A 15,779-nucleotide genomic window follows, 5' to 3' on the forward strand; every position below is an offset into this window, starting at 1 on the left:
AAACAACACAGCGGTATTTTGGCCCCGAGTGAAATAATTCAGGACAGGAGTCAGGCAGATGGGCGATGTTGCCACACTACCACCGAAAATTAACGATGGCGTACTTCGACGCTGGAATGCTCAGCGCGGGCAACGAAATGGCCGAGGCGGAAGGTATAAGCGCCTTCCGTCACAAAGCAACCTAAGTAACTGGGTTGTAAGACGTCTGATTGAAGAAATCATAATGGAGGACCGACGAAGAGCAGCATCAGGTTGAGCAGTATGTTGATCAAGTTACCACTACTGGCGCAGGAGAAGTGGAAGGTATGACCCGCGTCCCGGTAGTTCCCACGATGGAACAGCTAATTGCAGGCCGGAAGCAGATAACTTCGGCCACTGGAAAAATGTCTCGATTAATGAGCCAGCGTCTTGCAGATGTTTACCGTGCAATGGTCGCAACTGCAAAGGGGGAGTGAGATGCGTGAATTACTTGGAAAGACAGGGGCAGAACATCAAGCCTCCGTAATGTATCAAACGTTTGGACACCTCGATGCGAAGCCAGGCGAAAAGCATAAAGGTCACTTCGTTTTTATCAACGGTCAGCACGGCGATCTGTGTGTTGTGCATAGTGAATTTTCATCCTTTGACGAAGGTCCTGGCTATTTCAGTGACCGTGCCGATTTCATCTGGGAATTGGTTAAAGACGGAGGACCCTGCTCTAAGGTCGGCATCTACCGGTTTGACGGCGAATACTCGCTTCCTAAACGCCGGTACGGGAAAAGGTTTTCGGGAAGCGTGACGTGCCTTCAATCATTCTAATTTCGTAGTGCATGAGCACCGACAGGTTATCAGTAAAACGGGGAGCGCCACAGTTCGCGTGCAACCTTCCCTATCCATCAACTCGAATGAGTACATAATAATGACGAACGCTGACGCATCTAACGTTAAGACCAGTCCAGAATTACCAACTCTCGAACGTGTCTATGCTCTGCTCAAGGACAACTATAAACCCGCAAGATTTGCTGATCGGGATGGGGAAATCTGGGGGCATGAGTATTCATGGAATCTGGCAAAATCAAGCCTGCAAGACCTGGAGAAGTACGGGAAATCGTATGTATCGAAGCATTCCGACCGGATGGGCGATGGATTCAGTTTTGGTCCTGACCTGGTCATTATTCGCTGACATGCGCACGGAAGTGAGTAAGATGGCTGGCTGCACCGGAGGACAAGAGTGATGAAGGGTAAAAATATCGTGGCTCGTGTCGTGCGGGAAGCGACCTATAAGTGGGAAACCCGCCACAAGTTAACGCCAGAACAATGCTCTGAAATTAATCAACTGATGCGTCGGCTTTCAGAACACCTTGCCTGCCCCGTTTGCAAAGCAATGTCCTTAAAGCAACTCAGGCACGCAGAATACATTTTGAAATGCGGAACGTGCGGTGAAGAGTTTCTTATCAATAAACGTAAAGAATCGGCTCACGCGAGTTAAGCGCGGTGAATGAGCACAACAGTAAGGTGACAACCATGAAAGAACTGATTTCGGTAGCTCAGGCGGCTCTGGACTATATCGATGCCTTACCCAGCGACATGGTGGCATCACTCCATACGATGCCTGGCTTTGATCGCGATTGGGCAACAGAAGTCATTGCCGATGCTATCGTCGAAAGTAACGAGTCCCGGGAACAGATACAGCAGCAGTCGCAGGCAATTCAGTTGCCCGAGACCTGTTTCTTTGATGGCCCGGGCAACACAACAGAAACGTATTTCCTGGCAGACGATGTCAGAGAGTTACTCCGGTCAGCGGGCGTCCAATTTAGCGAGTGATACGGGTAAAGTTCCCAGGCAGTCCGGTCTCACATCGGTATTACGCCAGACGCTGTCAACATTAATTCGATTCAGGGCATGACAATGGAAAACACAGTAATACCGACGGTAACAGAAAACGAGATGGAAGAGGTGATCACCCGTCACACGGCATACGGGCAGGTATCGGTAAGCCGCACGACAACGACGGGGCAGCGCTTGTATGCCTCCGACCTCATTCATAAAGAGGTGATTACGCTGACCTTCAGTGAATCAGAGCAGGTTGAGCGCGATGGAGTGATCCGTCATCGGCTGGCGGAAGGCAGACGCCGTTCCCCACTTCTGAAAGTCAGTCTGTCTCCGGCTCAGTGGGCCTCAATGATCACATCGTTCGGAATGAGTGACGGCGTGCCGTGTACCATTAACAGTTTGATTCGCGGCGACTATGAGCGCCAGCCGGAGATTGGCTATATTGAGTCGACACGCGAACGTTATGAGCGTCAGATCCGGGAAGCCTCTGAGCGCGAGATGGCGAAAGTGAATGAAAAGCTGAAAGCACTGGCTTTGCTGGTGGCAAAAGGCAAGGCAGGAAAGCGCGAGCTTGAAGAAGTATATCAGTCTCTGTCCGGCGCAATCGCCAACCTGCCGGTTAATCTGGCCTTCAGCACCCAGTTGATGCAGGAATCCATGGACAAAATCGTCTCACACGGCAAGGCCGAACTCGAAGCCTCCGCCATGGGCGTGGCCGCTCGTCTCGGTATGAAAGAAATTAGCCGCTTGGCCTCGTTGGAAGACAAGAAGTAACCGGTACGATCACCCATAAGCATACCTGCTGCACACATAAGCGGCACAAAGCTCAGTGGCCAATTCATAGCGTGTTGACATAAACCGTACACACAAATGTGCTTCGTCGTGGCGGGTGCCTGATATGCGGTTCCCGACGCGGCCCCCTTCTCTCTTTAGCGGTCCACAGGACTCCAGGTAATGCCGGTGGGCTGTATCCAGGACGTTTTCCAGTAGCCGACAGTGGTCGGCGTCATACCCCTTAAGAAGGTGTTCCAGTTCTGCCATGGCGAGTGCGGGTGGTAACCAGGTGACGCCAAGACGCAAAAATTGGAGCTGCATTTGAATTTGATGGCGATCGGGCGTGAGACCCTGCACCCGGGGAGCGCGATAGCAAATTCTCTCCAGTGGAGCGAAATGCGTGATAAACGTTTTCTCAGCAATCTCTGACATTCGACTAAATCAGCCTGTTCCGTTTCTTTCTGGCTACGTTAAGACACCATGAAAAGGCCCCGTATGACGGGGCCGGTTCTGTGGTGTTTATTGGATTTGCGGCAGCTCGATCATGAAGCGGGATTCGCCAACTTTGCCGCTGGTGGCCGGGAAGATCGGGATCAGGATGCCATCCCCTTGACCGAAGTCTATTGTGATGTCTTTCGAATCTCCGGGAATGACAGTCGCCCCATTCATACTGACCGCAAAGGCCGCATCTTTACGGACCGTCAGCGTGCCGGTCTGCACTCCTGTGATCAGCGAACCATCTTTCTTCCGGATGCTGTTGGTCCGCAGATACGCCAGTGGCTGGTTATCTGATGTCTTCAGCCCCATGCCCACAGCCAGCGTCTTGATGGTATTAAATTCAATCAGGTTGTTCGGTACGTAGCGGAACCGGCTGCTCTTTGTGGTGCTGTTTCCGGCTTCATCCATTGCTATGGCAGTCAGCACGTAGGAATCTGCATCATCTGTTGCGGGGAAGATACGCGGGTATCAATGCTGAAGGAGTAGCTGGTTGTGGCCACGACATTCGACTTATTGTCGAGGGTTTCGGATTTAAGGGCAAAAGTCCCCTCGCCCAGTACCGGCAGTGCCATGGATTTGCCGTAGTACTCACTACCATCAGCGGCAGTGATCCTGTCGGCCACTGTCACCAGGCCGGTGACACTCTGGAACATCTGCACATTATCTGATGATCGTGTCACGGTAACGCGCTCGTAGCGGTCGAGACCAGATATCAAGTTCAGCGTAATTGCGCTACCTGGGTTGAGATACGCTCTGGAGGGTTCAGCATTCACTTTCGTACCACGTGTGTCGGTGTACGAATAGTTGTACAGCTGAGCCTGGCCGCAAAGTGGGAACAGCAGTGCCGCATAGACGGCGGCGATCAACGGACCTCTGTAAAATTTCATTTATGTTCTCCTGGTTGGCCAGGAAATTTTACCCGAAACGTTTTCATCACCCGGGTGATAAGAGGTGTAATTATTCAGTAAAACAACGCCCGTTTGTGCGCCTTTTGCCAGGCCAGCGAAAGTGACAATATCCGCTGATTAACGGCCCAGAAATACTCTGCTTAACGAAAAAGTGCCGGAGGTGAATCGTTTAAAATAACGACAAAACAATAGGGGAATACTGAATGAAATATCAGACTATAACTTTGGCTATGGTTTTGCTCGGCGTCTCAGTTCCGGTAACAGCTCAGATTTATGAATCCAGCTTTACAGATACCAATGGCATTGAAGTACACGCGCCTTCAACCCGGATGCTACTCAATCCGGCTTCTACCGTAACGCTGACGCTTATTTCTGGATTGGATCGCTTTGTAAACGTTAAAGTGACCCGGGAAACCGGGGCGCAGTTGTACAATACCACCACTACCCGTACCGGTGTGGCTGATCGGCTAAAAGCAGCCGACGGCAGTGAATTTTACGGGAAGAAAGTAACTTTACCCGCTCTCGGGGAAGGAAAACTGATCGTCCAGGTCAACATTTTGGATCTGAATCAGTCAGTGGTAGCTACGTATAACTACAACTGGACAATAGACACCACACCTCCGGCTGCAAATGCCCTTACAGCAACCACATCACTGGGCACTGGAACTGGAGCGGTATTTAAATTAGGTCTTGAAGCTGTGGCGCAATACAGCTTTTTATCAACGGGCATCGCTGATGCGGTTGGAATAGATAAAGGCATATTTGAAATCTATCGCGCTAATGGAACCCTTTTCAGCTCAACGCCAATGAAATACAACGTCGGTGACAAGACGATGTACCTGCCCTACACCTTCGCAAGTGTGAAGCAACCGGGCATCCCTGATAGCAACCTTGACGAAGAATTTCAGGCAAAAGCCAAAATTTACGACACCGCCGGGAATATCCGCACGTTACCGACCCAAAAATTTCGGTTTGATAATACAATTGGTGAGATATCCCTTTTCGCTGTTCATGATCCAAATGATGCAACCAGCGTCGTTCCCGGCGTGAAAAACTACCCGGCCTATAAAGCCGGTATGGTGGTTAACGAAAACCCTATCAGGCTGGTGTATAAAATCCCGAGATCTAACTACCGGGCATATGCAGAGGGTGGACTGGAATTTATTAACCTTTATTCGGCTGCAAAAGAAATCGCTTCTGATGCCACCTACAGCTATGTCGAAATGACGCTGCCATTTGGTGCCTTCAATGGGGATATGGCTCGTATGGCCAACTTTGGACAGTGGGCAGGATACTTCCCGACCTACACGATGACGCTCAACCCGAACGCAAACAAGACGCCTGCTTTTACTGGCACCTGGGAGGATTTTCAGGATAGCAATGGCACCTGGTATAAGTCGAAGGACTTCGAGACAGTTCTGTCTTCCAGATTGCCGATTAAAATCGTCCGGGCAAGATTTAATGTAGAAGCCAGACCGTTTGAGCAGGAAGTTGGGGGACGCCTAACCTGCCGCATTCCGGTTGGCCAGACAAGTTGCGAAGCTCCTGAGAATTTTGATATGGCGGTAGGGACTCAGGGTTATAACCGTACACTTTATTATGTACGCAGTGTCGCGAACCCTATTCTTCGTTCCGAGCAGTGGGTTATGACACGCTGGAACAATCAAATCGTCCCAGAAATTGGTGAGATCACCTACAGCCCGACATCTAAGATACTGACTGTTGAAGCTCATCTCAACAGAGATAATGATTGGTTCGACGGATTCAGACTCCTCGGATTCTATCTTACCGATAAGAACTCCAAACAGCGCATGACGCCTGTGGGAGTCGAAAAGTCCAGAAACGCGGGTAACTACACGATTGAGTATGACCTTTCCCGGCAGTCTGAAGGGCAATACAACGTTGAAGTGAATATTCAGGATCGTTTCGGTAACCAGACAAACAAAACCTATGGCGTGATAGCTCTCGATGCCACACCCCCAACGGTTGCTATTACCTTCGAAGGGAAGCCGGTAAAGGATGACACCGTCGTCTATGGTCTGGAAAATCTGCGCATTGCACTGAGCGATAACCTGACCACACCTCGCATTACTCGTCTCCAGCTAACTGGCGGACCGACATCAGACAATGTTGAACTCAGTTGGTCACCTGCTGGTAAAGACATATACTCGCCGGAATATCCGCGCATATTCCCGAATTTCGAGCCCTCTGAAAACTATGCTCTCAGTGTGACAGTGTCGGACAGCCAGTCCAACACAAAAACTTACACACAGAAGTTCAGTTATCTCCCGAATAACTTGGTACAGCTGCATAACCTTCGAACCCTTGCAGTAAAGTCGGCGCTCAAAACCTCTGATAACGTGCCACTTGCCTATCTGTCTACAAACATGCTCCGCAAGACTAACGGTGAAATAGCCAAAGGCTTACAGAACGCGACCCTCTCAGTACGTAAGGATGCCAACTTCGGGATAGTGTTTAATGGAGCGGAGGCAGCTCCTGGGGAGTCTGTAAATGTTAATATCGACATGGGTATGGGTGATAATCTTCTCATGCCGGTTTATCCATCAGAGAACGGCAAGACCGGAGCCGCTGAGTTTATGATCCAAATTGATGAGCTGAAGTAACCATAAAAAGCCGTCAGTCACTCTGGCGGCTTTTTTTCGTGACGCCATTTCCTGCATTTTCTCCGCTCTCTCTCCTCATAACTCTGTAGCCGCTTGCGTCAAAAAAGTAACTTTTTCTACAAGGGAAGAAGTGTGCTAGTGCGGTTCTTAGAACGGATCGGAATTTACTCACATTTCGATCGTAATGCTTCATGACGTCTCTGTGCATAGTTATCAACAGGATAGAATAATAATAAAGATCAATATAGGATCAATAGCAGATCAAAAAGGAATAACGATCCTCGCAGGCCAGTAATATCGGGGCTCTCAGCGGATCGCCATCCACTGTACAGGGGGCGAAATACACTATGTCGGGTAATCCATCCACTATACAGGGTGCATAATCCACTATACCGGGTGGATTCGATACACTATACCGGGTAGGATGTAGATCTTATGCACAAAACGGATCTTTCTATATGTCTAGTAATAACAACAAGTTATCTCTTGTCATTGAAGAGTCCCTAAAAGATTCCGGGGAAGTTATCCAACTGCTTCCCACGCTAAGACAGACCATTCAGCCGAAAGTTTTACTCCGTCTGGGTGTGTTTGTGCCAACACTGAAATCCACGGATAAGGGTGGCCGGAAGAGTCACCGCATCGATGCCACCGAACCCCTTTCGAGACTATCCATTGTCGAGGGTGAAGGCTACAGCCAGATCCAAATTTATGGCCCGCGCCTCGACATGGACTCTGACTTCAAATCATGGTGTGGGATCGTTTATGCATTGTCTAACCGTCCGCTCGACTCGGAAGGTCAGCTGGAGCTGAATTTCCCGGAGTTTGCTAAGTTCTGCGGTTTTGACACTAAGCGCATTGATAGGCAATTGAAAGAGCGTTTTGATGCTTCATTGACGCGTATTGCCCGAACCAGTATCTCGTTCATTAAGAAAATACCCGGTACAGACGATCAGATAACGATAAACATGCACCTCGTGGAATCCACGTACTACGACAGTTCCACCGGGAAAATCGTCATCAAGCCAAATTCGAAGCTCAATACGCTGTATCGCGTCGACGGTAAAACCCGACTCTACCTGAAGACGTTGCAGAAACTGGCCCGTAAGGAGTCCGCACAGGCCCTGTATCTGTATCTGGCTGAGTTACCGAGCACCTTTTACCGTATCGGATTTGACCGGCTGCGTGAACGCCTGCAACTGTCCTCACATCTTGGCAACCAGAATGCCACAGTTAAAAAGGCGCTGGGCCAGCTTAAAGAGATCGGTTTTCTGGAATACTCCATAGACAAAGAAAACGGCGATTATGTACTGAATATTCTGAAAAGAAACATGAAGCCATGATAGATGCCGGATAATGCAGCTGCCTGCCGCGTGGGTGGCTGCATTACCCGGAATAGTGGATATTCTTCTCCTTTCCGCTCTGTTTTTACCCGGTACAGTGGATCTCCACTACACCGGGTAATGTCAGCCCTAAAACTCCGATGCAGCCCTTTCTCTTCAGCCTTACCCTGACGATTCTGTGTGTTTTTCAACCAAAATGTGAACTATACCCGGTACAGTGGAGCCACGAAAATGTGATCCATACCCGGTATAGTGGATAAGGCCCCTTGCGAACCAGGCACCGGAAATGTGGCGGCACTGGTTGGCAAGTTTTACCCGGTATAGTGGAGCCCGTTACTGCCTCCGCCCCGGATGGCGTGATGTCACGGGAAGGAAGATATACCCGATAAAGTGGTTCGTGAAGGGTGAACGGCCCTGATAGCACGATGAGGCTGAAGTGGAAACTGTACCCGGTATAGTGGAGCCACTAAGATTGCGTACCCGGTGGCTGAGAGGGGAATCTTTTCCCGCCACAGTGGAGTAGCTGATATCGTCGAAAATGTCTTAACCACAATACGGCCATTCTGTTGCTGCACTAAAGAAATGCATCATCGAGTCTCAGGTGTTTTAAGTTGGTAAACCCCCTTCCACCAGGTGTCGAAAGAGACGCTATCATCGCAGCGCATAAACATGCCGTTATGCCTTGCGACAACGCTGAGAGAACCTTTATTTTTACCGCAGGTCTTCTCAAAAGACTCTGTAGCTTTAATAAAAGTTTCACCATCCGTGATGGTCGGGGAATCCAGTTCCTTCGCCAGCCATGACGGATAGCTGTCAGCATTAACCCATACAAGGCGTTCCACAACTGAAAAGAGTACGCCGACAAGGCCAACCGCCCAGAGCGTAATAACCAGTAAACGTAAAATTCGCAGGACTATGAATTTTGAATGCTGTAAAGGCGAGACAAGAAATGGCAACGATATCATGACTGTGAGCATGACTGATGACGCCAGCAACGTGTATAACAATGCCCATGATTTCACATAGGCCGAAAACGCGATCATCAAGCCAATAAGAACAAAGAGCGGTGCAGCGCTTTTCAGACTACCCATGTTTATTTTCATTATTTTGATGCTCCATTTTGTACGAGTTTAGAGATACTACGTTTAAAATCATCTACGGCCTCAAAAAAGGTTCGTGGATGACGTTATTGGTTTTTTATATTGTACCATTGGTGAGCGTTTACCTTTTTACCCTTTAATTAAGGCACCAGGATTCGCCCCTGAAAAAGCGAATTCCATGAGGTTAATGTATGTCACACAATATTTTTATAGCTGAGTTTGATGATGGACTTCGGATGTACGGTATCAATGACGGTACAGCCTGCCATATGCATGCTTTTTTGTTTCAGACCCAGGCGCAAGTAGAACACTGGCTGGGAAGCGGTGATCGTGATACCCGCAAGTTACCTGTAATGCCAGAAAACGCCTCATTGACGGAGGAAAACGTCACTATCGGCCCTGACGAAACATGGGCTTTTCGCTCCCGAGCTTCACGCACCGCACAATGGATCACCGGCCCCCTTGAACATGACAGTGAGTCATGGGAAGACCAGTCTGTATATGGCCACAGCACGTGAACTTCACGCCTCCAGTCCTGCTGACCGACATAGGCAGGACAGGGGTTTACAGTACCCGGTACAGTGTATCGCCTTGCTGAACCCGTGTTTGCTGCTGCTGGCCCAGCGGACGGATGCTGGGAAAGTCAAAGATGATCAGTTTTAGATCCGCGTTCGCGGGGATAATTATTCCTACTGGAATGTTAGCTACAGCGTTAGAATCCATTTTGTTGCCTCACCTTACAAGGGCGATTAACCGTCTTAATGGCAGCATTCGCCCGATCAGGCCGCAGGGGTAACAACTTGTGGTCTTTTTCGTACACAAGGAGTGTTTATGCCTTACATCCCCGAAACACTGGAAGGAACGTTTTTCCGCAAGACTATTGAAACATCACCGGAAGGTGAAAGCCTGTACTGGTTTCGCCGTGCAGATGGCATAGAATTCGCCGTCATTGAGTCGGCTCGCTACCCAGGCAATGATGCCGTGGTAATTTGCGGGGACGGGCGCCCAACAGGCAACACGATTTCAGAATCGCTTTTTGTCATTACTGATGACATGCGGGCGCTTCCCCGTGGCGTGTATGAACAGGAGGCGCATGATGCCTAACCAGATCCCGAACAACCCTACACTTCCGAAGAATTTCGACATTACGCCTAACGAGAAGCGCAGCAAGGCCCAGCTCGATGCCTGGTGGGATCATCCTTACTGCGTCACCCATAACGAGAAATTTCACGTGTACTGTCTGAACGGCGGGGCGTGGGATAGGCCGACATGGCTGGCTCAGGCTGACACGTATGATGAGGCCTGTGAACTGGCAGAACGGAAACAAGCTGAGTGGGTGGCACGCCGGGAACAGCCTATTTACTATATGACCTTTGAGCCGCCTTTTCAGATGGTGCGACAGCCGCAACGCCCTGATCATGATGCTGTAGTAGTTGTGTCGTTCGAAACGAAGGAAGAACTGGACGCCTGGAGCGCAGCGCAGCAATAAAAAATGTCCGCAGTCAAGCGATTGTTGAAATCAGCCTGATGGCCGGAAGTCTATATGGGGTGCGGGTTTGGCTCTACTTCGGGCCGCCTTGCGGGGCTGTGGCGTTGTGGGCTGGGAGCCACATAGGAGCTTCGCGGTAGAAAGCCCGAGCGTGCTGCATCGGGGGCGGTTGCCTGCAGGCGGTAGCCGCGTTTGGTCTTCATAGCCCAATCGGTCGCCGTCCTCCAGAATGAAGAACGCGCAGCCTTGGGCTGCGCGTTTGAGGGATGGCCGCCAGCGGAAACCGGCATCATCAGCTTGGCTTCGGCGGCGCGGCCTTGCCCGCGCCTCCCTTCCTGAATCCCCGATCTCCGACCATGAAGGCTTCTAGCATGTGCGGAATTAGCACCGTGGCATCGACCGCCTCGCCGTAGGTCTGCGCGTGCAGCGTAGCGTAGCGGTCGAGGTCGGCTTTCAGGCTGGCCGGGCAAGCAAAAGTCAGCTTCGTGGATTCCGTTTTCGGCAGCGGCCCGAGCCGTAGCTTGCGCGTCGTCATCGCGAAGTCCCCCTGTTGAAGAAAAGTGGCTGGTACGGCCGCAGCACCAGATCGCGGTTGACGATGATGCGAACCGGCAAGCCGGGGCGCTCCGTCAAGGTGGGCTGGATGTTGAGGTTGCGCCGGGTCATCTCCTGACCGACCTGATTGATGCTGTCCTGGGCGCTATCGCGGCCGGCGATGATGACGCGATCACCGTCCTGCCGGTTCTCCGGCGCAGCCAGTTCGGCACCGATGCCCAGTAGCGTCGTCAGTGCCGCACCGGCAAAGACGCGATCCCAATGCCAATCCACATCATCTTCCAAGCCGGCGTAGCCGGCCGGATCGGTGCCGGCCAAGTTGTCGAGCTTGAGCGAAGACGTGTCGGGCAGGATGATCCGGTTCCACACCACTTGCACGCGGCTCTGCCCGTAGCTGACCTGGCTGTTGTATTTGCCCAGGATGCGTGACCCCTGCGGGATCAGCAGGAACTTGCCGGTAGCCGTGTCATAGACCGGCTCCGTCACTGTGGCGATCACATCGCCCGGCAAGTCCGACTTGATGCCCGTCACCAGCGCCCCGGCGACCACCGTTCCGGCCATGACCTGATACGGCGACGCCGGCAGCGTCAGGTTGCCGGAATCACGGGCTTCCGTGGTTCCGGCTTTCTGGAATGCCTCTTTCTGGTCTTGCCGGTTCTGCACGGCGGTCGGGTCGGCGGGCTGGGCCGCCGTCGACGCAGGCCCGGCCGCCAGCGGGTCGAAGGCCGCATTGGCGGTGAAGCCCGGCGCAGCGGCTACCTGTGTCTGCGCCACCGGCGCGGCCTTCTGCGAACCAGAGCGGAAGAACACCGCCGATGCCGCTGCTGCTTCGGCTTCCTTGCGCAACGCGTCGTTGGGGTCGTTGCCGGGGGCCGCGTAGGCGGCCGTCACCGGCTGCTGCGACTTCACAATGGCCGGGCCAAGATCGCCTGGCAGCGGCGGCCCCAACTCCGGCACGGATGCCGCCAAGGGGGGCGGCAGCTTCGAGTAGTCCGCCGGCAGCGCGTCCAACCCTTCGGACTTCGAGACGCGATCGACGTTGTAAAGCTCGGTCTGCTCGCCTGCACCGCGCCGCTGCGGTTGCAGCGACCACATCAGCGCGCCGAGCACAGCGACCGAGAGACCGCCGACGAGGATGGCCAGCGTGCGCCGGTTCAGGCGCGTGACCGGGCGCGGTTGGGCGCGCAGCGCAACTGCCTCGGGTGCCACCTTGCCCGCATGCGGCGTGGCGAGGTCGGGAGTGTCGTCCTGGCTCATGGTCAGTTCCTCCGCGCCAAGCCATCCGTGCGTTCGATACGCACCACGTCACCCTTGTCGCCGCCCAGGCGCAGTTCGGCCGCGCCGAACAGCCGATCCACGATGTAGTAAGGCGAGCGAAAACGGTAATTCACCAGTTGTCCGTCGCCCTGCGCGCCGATGACGAACAGCGGTGGCAGCTCGCCTTGGGCGATTCCCGGCGGGAACTGGATATAGACCTTCTCGCCATCGTCGAAGGCGCGCAGCGGCTTCCACGGCGGATTGCTGCCTGAGACGGAATATCGGAAGCGGATCTTCTCCAGCGACAGTCCGGTATCGACCGGTGCGGCGGCGCTAGCCGCCTGCGACTGGCGCTGCAAGGCCAACATCCGGTCTTTTGGGTAGTCCCAGGACACCGACGCCATCCATGCCTTTTCCGTCGAGGTCAGTTCCAGCAGGTATGTTCTGCGACTGGTGGTGATGACCAAATTCGTCTTGAGGCCTGAGCGGATGGGCTTGACCAGCACATTGATGCGCATCGCGTCGCCGCTGCCGCTGGACGTGTCACCGACGATCCAGCGCACGGTATCGCCGGCTGCGACCGTCACTAGTTCCTCGCCCGGCTGCAAGGAAACCACGGTCACGCGTCCCGGCGCGGCATAGACTTGGTAGAGCGCACCATCGGTGAAGGGCCACACCTGAATCGCATTGACGTAGCCCTCGCGCGTGGGCGCGATGCGCGCCTCGGCATTGGCACGGGAAACGCGCACCTTCTCATCGGCCGGCTCCGGCTTAGCCGGGGCCGCGTCCAACTCGTGCAGCGGCTTCAACTGCGCTGGCAGCGCCAGCGGCTCGGGCATGGCGACGACTTCCACTGGAGCAGGCGGCTCCGGCAGCGGCTGTGCCTGCACCGGCTCATCGAGCGAAATGGACGGAGGCGGCTTGCCCTGCGAAGCGCAGCCCGACAGGGCCACCACGGTCAGCGCGAAAGCGTATAAGCGGAAAGACAGGTTCATGGCTTGGCTCCTTCAGAAGAATCCAGTTCGCGGCTCCACGACAGGCCGTTGACGTAGATACCCAGCGGGTTCTTGCGCAGGCGCTGTTCGGTGCGCGGGGTTTGCAGGACGGTGGAAAGCACCGCGTTCCATCGCTCGGTCCCGGCGGGGGCACCGTTGATGAACCGTTGCTCCGTCCAACGGACGTTGAACGAGGCATCGCTGGCGCGTACCACGCTGGTGATCTGCACCGTCACCGACTCGCGGCCAACACGGGCGAAAGGATCGTTCTTGCTGGCGTAGTCGTTGAGCACCGCCGCGCCTTTGTCGGTGGTGTAGTCGTAGGCGTCCAGCCAGTTTTGCCGCACCACGATGGGATCGATAGACAGCGAGCGCACCAGCGTCACGAAGCGCGCCAGGTGGTGCGCGATCTGCGCATCGGCGGGCCGGTACGGCGTGGCGGCTTCGCCGACGGCGCGCACCTGCCCCGACTGATCGACCTCGATGACGTAAGGGGTGACGATGGACTGCGCCGAGCGCCACACCAGGCCACCGGCCATCAGCAGCGCAAGCGTGAGGCAGCCGAAGGCCATAAAACGCCAGTTCTTGGCCTGGACGCGGGCCGAGCCGATGCGCTCGTCCCACACCTGCGCGGCGGATTGGTACGGGGTGGCAGGCTGCGGCGTGTCGGCATAGCGCACCTGCGGGCGTTTGAATCGCATAGGGTTCTCCTTGGTGGTCAGGTATCGGGTCACGCATCGGGGCGCAGGCTTGGGCCTTGCCCTGAGCCGCCGCCGTCGCCACTGCGCAGCGTGTGGGCTGCGGTGGTTGCGGCATGGGTGATCTGCTGGCGGCGGTGCATCCGCTTTGCCCAGGCGGGTTGCTCTTGCTTCGGCGCGCTGGCTGCGCCTTCGCCTGCGGCGGCCTGGCCGGAACCGGCAGCGCCGACATCCGCACCGTTCCATCCTGCCCGGAAGGAGTCGGCCACCTTCTGACCGGCAGCGGAAGCGCCCGATGCAGCTCGGCGGCCTGCCGCTTGCGCGCCGGTCTTGGCGACATTGCCGAGGCCCGCAGCCGCGCCTTTAGCCCCGCCGCCCGCAGCGGCGGAACCGGCCTGGAATGCGGACTTGGCGCTGCTGGCCGCCGACGTGGCGGCGCGTGCGCCGCTCCCGGCCAGCTTTGCGGCGGCCGGGGCCATGCGTGCGCCCGCCATGACGGCACCGCCCACGCCGGTCGCGGCGGCACCGATGGCAACACCCGTGCCTACCGCGCCGACGGCAGCGCCCGCCATCGCACCCGCGCCGAGCTGCGGCGCACCGGACACAAGGCCCGTGGCGATGCCGGGGCCGAAGATGCCCAGCGCCAGCAAGGCAAGCGAAGCCAGCATCACGACAAGCGCATGGTCGATGGAAGGCTCGTCGGGATGAACCTGGAACTCCGCGAACAGGCCCGAGCCGATGCCGACGATTACCGCCAGCACCAAGACCTTGATGCCTGACGAAACCACATTGCCGAGCACCTTTTCCGCGAGGAACGAGGTTTTGTTCCAGAGCGCAAACGGGATCAAGACGAAGCCGGCAAGCGTGGTCAGCTTGAACTCGATCAACGTGATGAAAAGCTGAACCGCGAGCACGAAGAAACAGAGGATCACCACCAGCCAAGCGATGAACAGCACCACGATGGGGTCGAGGTTCACGAACACTTCGGGGAAGCCGGCCATGTCACCGATCTGGTCGAGGATCGGCGCAGCGGCGTCGATGCCGGTCTTGGCAAGCCGACCCGGCTGCAAGAAGTTCTCCATCGTTATGGCCGAGCCAGTGGCGGTGATGCCTAGCCCGGCGAACGAGCGGAACACGATGCTCGACAGCCAATTGAAGTTACCGATGATGTAGGCGAAGGCACCGACGTAAAGCACCTTGCGCAGCAGCTTGGCGATCACGTCCTCGCCCTGGCCGGTCGCATGGCTCATGGCCCAATACAGACCGGCAATGGTCATGTCGATGACAATGAGAGTGGCCGTCAGGAACGCGACTTCGCCTTGCAGCAGACCGAAACCGGAGTCGATGTAGCGCGAGAAGGTATCGAGGAATCTGTCGATGATCGTTACGTCGTTCATGGCGTGTCCTCCGCAGCGGCGAGCGACGCATCACCTTCCGGCGCGTCGTCGGTTGGCGTGTCGAAACTCGCCGGAATCGGCGGCAGTTCTGCCAGCGTCCGGTATTCGTCCGGCCCAGTCTGGCCGGTGAAGAAGCGCCGCCGGAAGGCTTCGGCAGCGGCGCGACAGGTGTCTTCGCCTGCGGTTTGCCGGTCGGCTGCGCATTGGGCGCGCAGCGCCTTGAGCCGCACGGGATCGGCGGCCAAGGTGGCGGTCAGGTCTTCAGCCGGCTGCTGGCCGCATGCGGTCAGCAGCACGGCCAGCAGGACAGGAACGCATCGCATGGCCGCCTC

19 protein-coding genes are annotated in these 15,779 nt (G+C 55.1%); 10 read left to right on the top strand and 9 right to left on the bottom strand.

Annotated features, from left to right (window positions below; translation table 11 throughout):
- The first annotated feature begins 456 nt into the window (after positions 1-456).
- The 5 genes from C3406_RS17365 to C3406_RS17385 all read left to right on the top strand — a co-directional run bounded on the left by C3406_RS17365 (position 457) and on the right by C3406_RS17385 (position 2,586).
- The gene (locus tag C3406_RS17365) at positions 457-798 is read left to right on the top strand and encodes a hypothetical protein (RefSeq protein WP_103826493.1); all 342 of its coding nucleotides are present in this window, start codon (positions 457-459) and stop codon (positions 796-798) included.
- Positions 799-898: 100 nt separating this feature from the next.
- Positions 899-1,162: a hypothetical protein gene (locus C3406_RS17370; RefSeq protein ID WP_022652132.1), complete on the top strand. Its 264-nt coding sequence runs from the start codon at positions 899-901 to the stop codon at positions 1,160-1,162.
- Between the two features lie 51 nt (positions 1,163-1,213).
- Positions 1,214-1,468, top strand: a complete 255-nt coding sequence (locus C3406_RS17375; protein ID WP_022652133.1) for a hypothetical protein — start codon at positions 1,214-1,216, stop codon at positions 1,466-1,468.
- A 35-nt stretch (positions 1,469-1,503) separates the two neighbouring features.
- Positions 1,504-1,803, top strand: coding sequence for a hypothetical protein (locus tag C3406_RS17380; protein ID WP_032610385.1), 300 nt, complete (start codon positions 1,504-1,506; stop codon positions 1,801-1,803).
- Positions 1,804-1,887: 84 nt separating this feature from the next.
- Positions 1,888-2,586, top strand: coding sequence for a hypothetical protein (locus tag C3406_RS17385; protein ID WP_022652135.1), 699 nt, complete (start codon positions 1,888-1,890; stop codon positions 2,584-2,586).
- Positions 2,587-3,105: 519 nt separating this feature from the next.
- Here the strand turns inward: C3406_RS17385 and C3406_RS26535 are convergent.
- Together C3406_RS26535 and C3406_RS26540 are read right to left on the bottom strand one after the other, a co-directional pair.
- Positions 3,106-3,510, bottom strand: coding sequence for an Ig-like domain-containing protein (locus C3406_RS26535; protein WP_071787996.1), 405 nt, complete (start codon positions 3,508-3,510; stop codon positions 3,106-3,108).
- Complete coding sequence (locus tag C3406_RS26540) at positions 3,504-3,971, bottom strand: DUF4165 domain-containing protein (protein ID WP_015063083.1); 468 nt, start codon at positions 3,969-3,971, stop codon at positions 3,504-3,506. Before C3406_RS26540 ends, C3406_RS26535 begins: the two co-directional genes overlap by 7 nt.
- A 224-nt stretch (positions 3,972-4,195) precedes the next feature.
- On the opposite strand from C3406_RS26540, the gene C3406_RS17400 reads away from it, so the two are divergent.
- Positions 4,196-6,616 carry an Ig-like domain-containing protein gene (locus C3406_RS17400; protein ID WP_015063084.1) on the top strand — a complete coding sequence of 807 codons (2,421 nt, stop codon included), beginning with the start codon at positions 4,196-4,198 and terminating at the stop codon, positions 6,614-6,616.
- Positions 6,617-7,074: 458 nt separating this feature from the next.
- Positions 7,075-7,956, top strand: coding sequence for a RepB family plasmid replication initiator protein (locus tag C3406_RS17405; protein WP_015063085.1), 882 nt, complete (start codon positions 7,075-7,077; stop codon positions 7,954-7,956).
- 587 nt (positions 7,957-8,543) lie between these two features.
- Here C3406_RS17405 and C3406_RS17410 read toward each other — a convergent pair.
- Entirely contained in the window at positions 8,544-9,059 is a 516-nt protein-coding gene (locus tag C3406_RS17410; protein ID WP_015063086.1) for a hypothetical protein, read from the bottom strand.
- Between the two features lie 188 nt (positions 9,060-9,247).
- On the opposite strand from C3406_RS17410, the gene C3406_RS26300 reads away from it, so the two are divergent.
- From C3406_RS26300 to C3406_RS17420, 3 genes are all read left to right on the top strand, one after another.
- Positions 9,248-9,574: a hypothetical protein gene (locus C3406_RS26300; protein ID WP_015063087.1), complete on the top strand. Its 327-nt coding sequence runs from the start codon at positions 9,248-9,250 to the stop codon at positions 9,572-9,574.
- 313 nt (positions 9,575-9,887) lie between these two features.
- Entirely contained in the window at positions 9,888-10,160 is a 273-nt protein-coding gene (locus tag C3406_RS17415; RefSeq protein WP_022652138.1) for a hypothetical protein, read from the top strand.
- Positions 10,150-10,545, top strand: a complete 396-nt coding sequence (locus tag C3406_RS17420; protein ID WP_223203170.1) for a DNA-binding protein — start codon at positions 10,150-10,152, stop codon at positions 10,543-10,545. Before C3406_RS17415 ends, C3406_RS17420 begins: the two co-directional genes overlap by 11 nt.
- Positions 10,546-10,837: 292 nt before the next feature.
- Here C3406_RS17420 and C3406_RS17425 read toward each other — a convergent pair whose 3' ends face one another.
- The 6 genes from C3406_RS17425 to C3406_RS17450 are packed head-to-tail and all read right to left on the bottom strand — an operon-like array spanning position 10,838 to position 15,770.
- Complete coding sequence (locus C3406_RS17425; protein WP_004883121.1) at positions 10,838-11,080, bottom strand: DUF2274 domain-containing protein; 243 nt, start codon at positions 11,078-11,080, stop codon at positions 10,838-10,840.
- Positions 11,077-12,357 (bottom strand): TraB/TrbI/VirB10 family type IV secretion system protein, encoded by a 1,281-nt coding sequence (locus C3406_RS17430; RefSeq protein WP_004883119.1) that lies wholly within the window; start codon positions 12,355-12,357, stop codon positions 11,077-11,079. Before C3406_RS17430 ends, C3406_RS17425 begins: the two co-directional genes overlap by 4 nt.
- Positions 12,358-12,359: 2 nt before the next feature.
- A complete protein-coding gene (gene trbG, locus C3406_RS17435; RefSeq protein WP_004883112.1) occupies positions 12,360-13,352 on the bottom strand; it encodes a P-type conjugative transfer protein TrbG in 993 nt (330 codons plus the stop codon).
- On the bottom strand, positions 13,349-14,053 hold the full coding sequence (gene trbF, locus C3406_RS17440; protein WP_004883108.1) for a conjugal transfer protein TrbF: 705 nt from the start codon (positions 14,051-14,053) through the stop codon (positions 13,349-13,351). Before trbF ends, trbG begins: the two co-directional genes overlap by 4 nt.
- A gap of 29 nt (positions 14,054-14,082) precedes the next feature.
- Positions 14,083-15,447 (bottom strand): P-type conjugative transfer protein TrbL, encoded by a 1,365-nt coding sequence (gene trbL, locus C3406_RS17445; RefSeq protein WP_004883106.1) that lies wholly within the window; start codon positions 15,445-15,447, stop codon positions 14,083-14,085.
- Positions 15,444-15,770 carry a hypothetical protein gene (locus C3406_RS17450; protein ID WP_004883103.1) on the bottom strand — a complete coding sequence of 109 codons (327 nt, stop codon included), beginning with the start codon at positions 15,768-15,770 and terminating at the stop codon, positions 15,444-15,446. The genes trbL and C3406_RS17450 overlap by 4 nt, the downstream gene beginning before the upstream one ends.
- Between the last annotated feature and the right edge of the window lie 9 nt (positions 15,771-15,779).

Source organism: Leclercia sp. LSNIH8 (assembly GCF_002920195.1).
In the GTDB taxonomy this organism is placed as follows: domain Bacteria; phylum Pseudomonadota; class Gammaproteobacteria; order Enterobacterales; family Enterobacteriaceae; genus Enterobacter.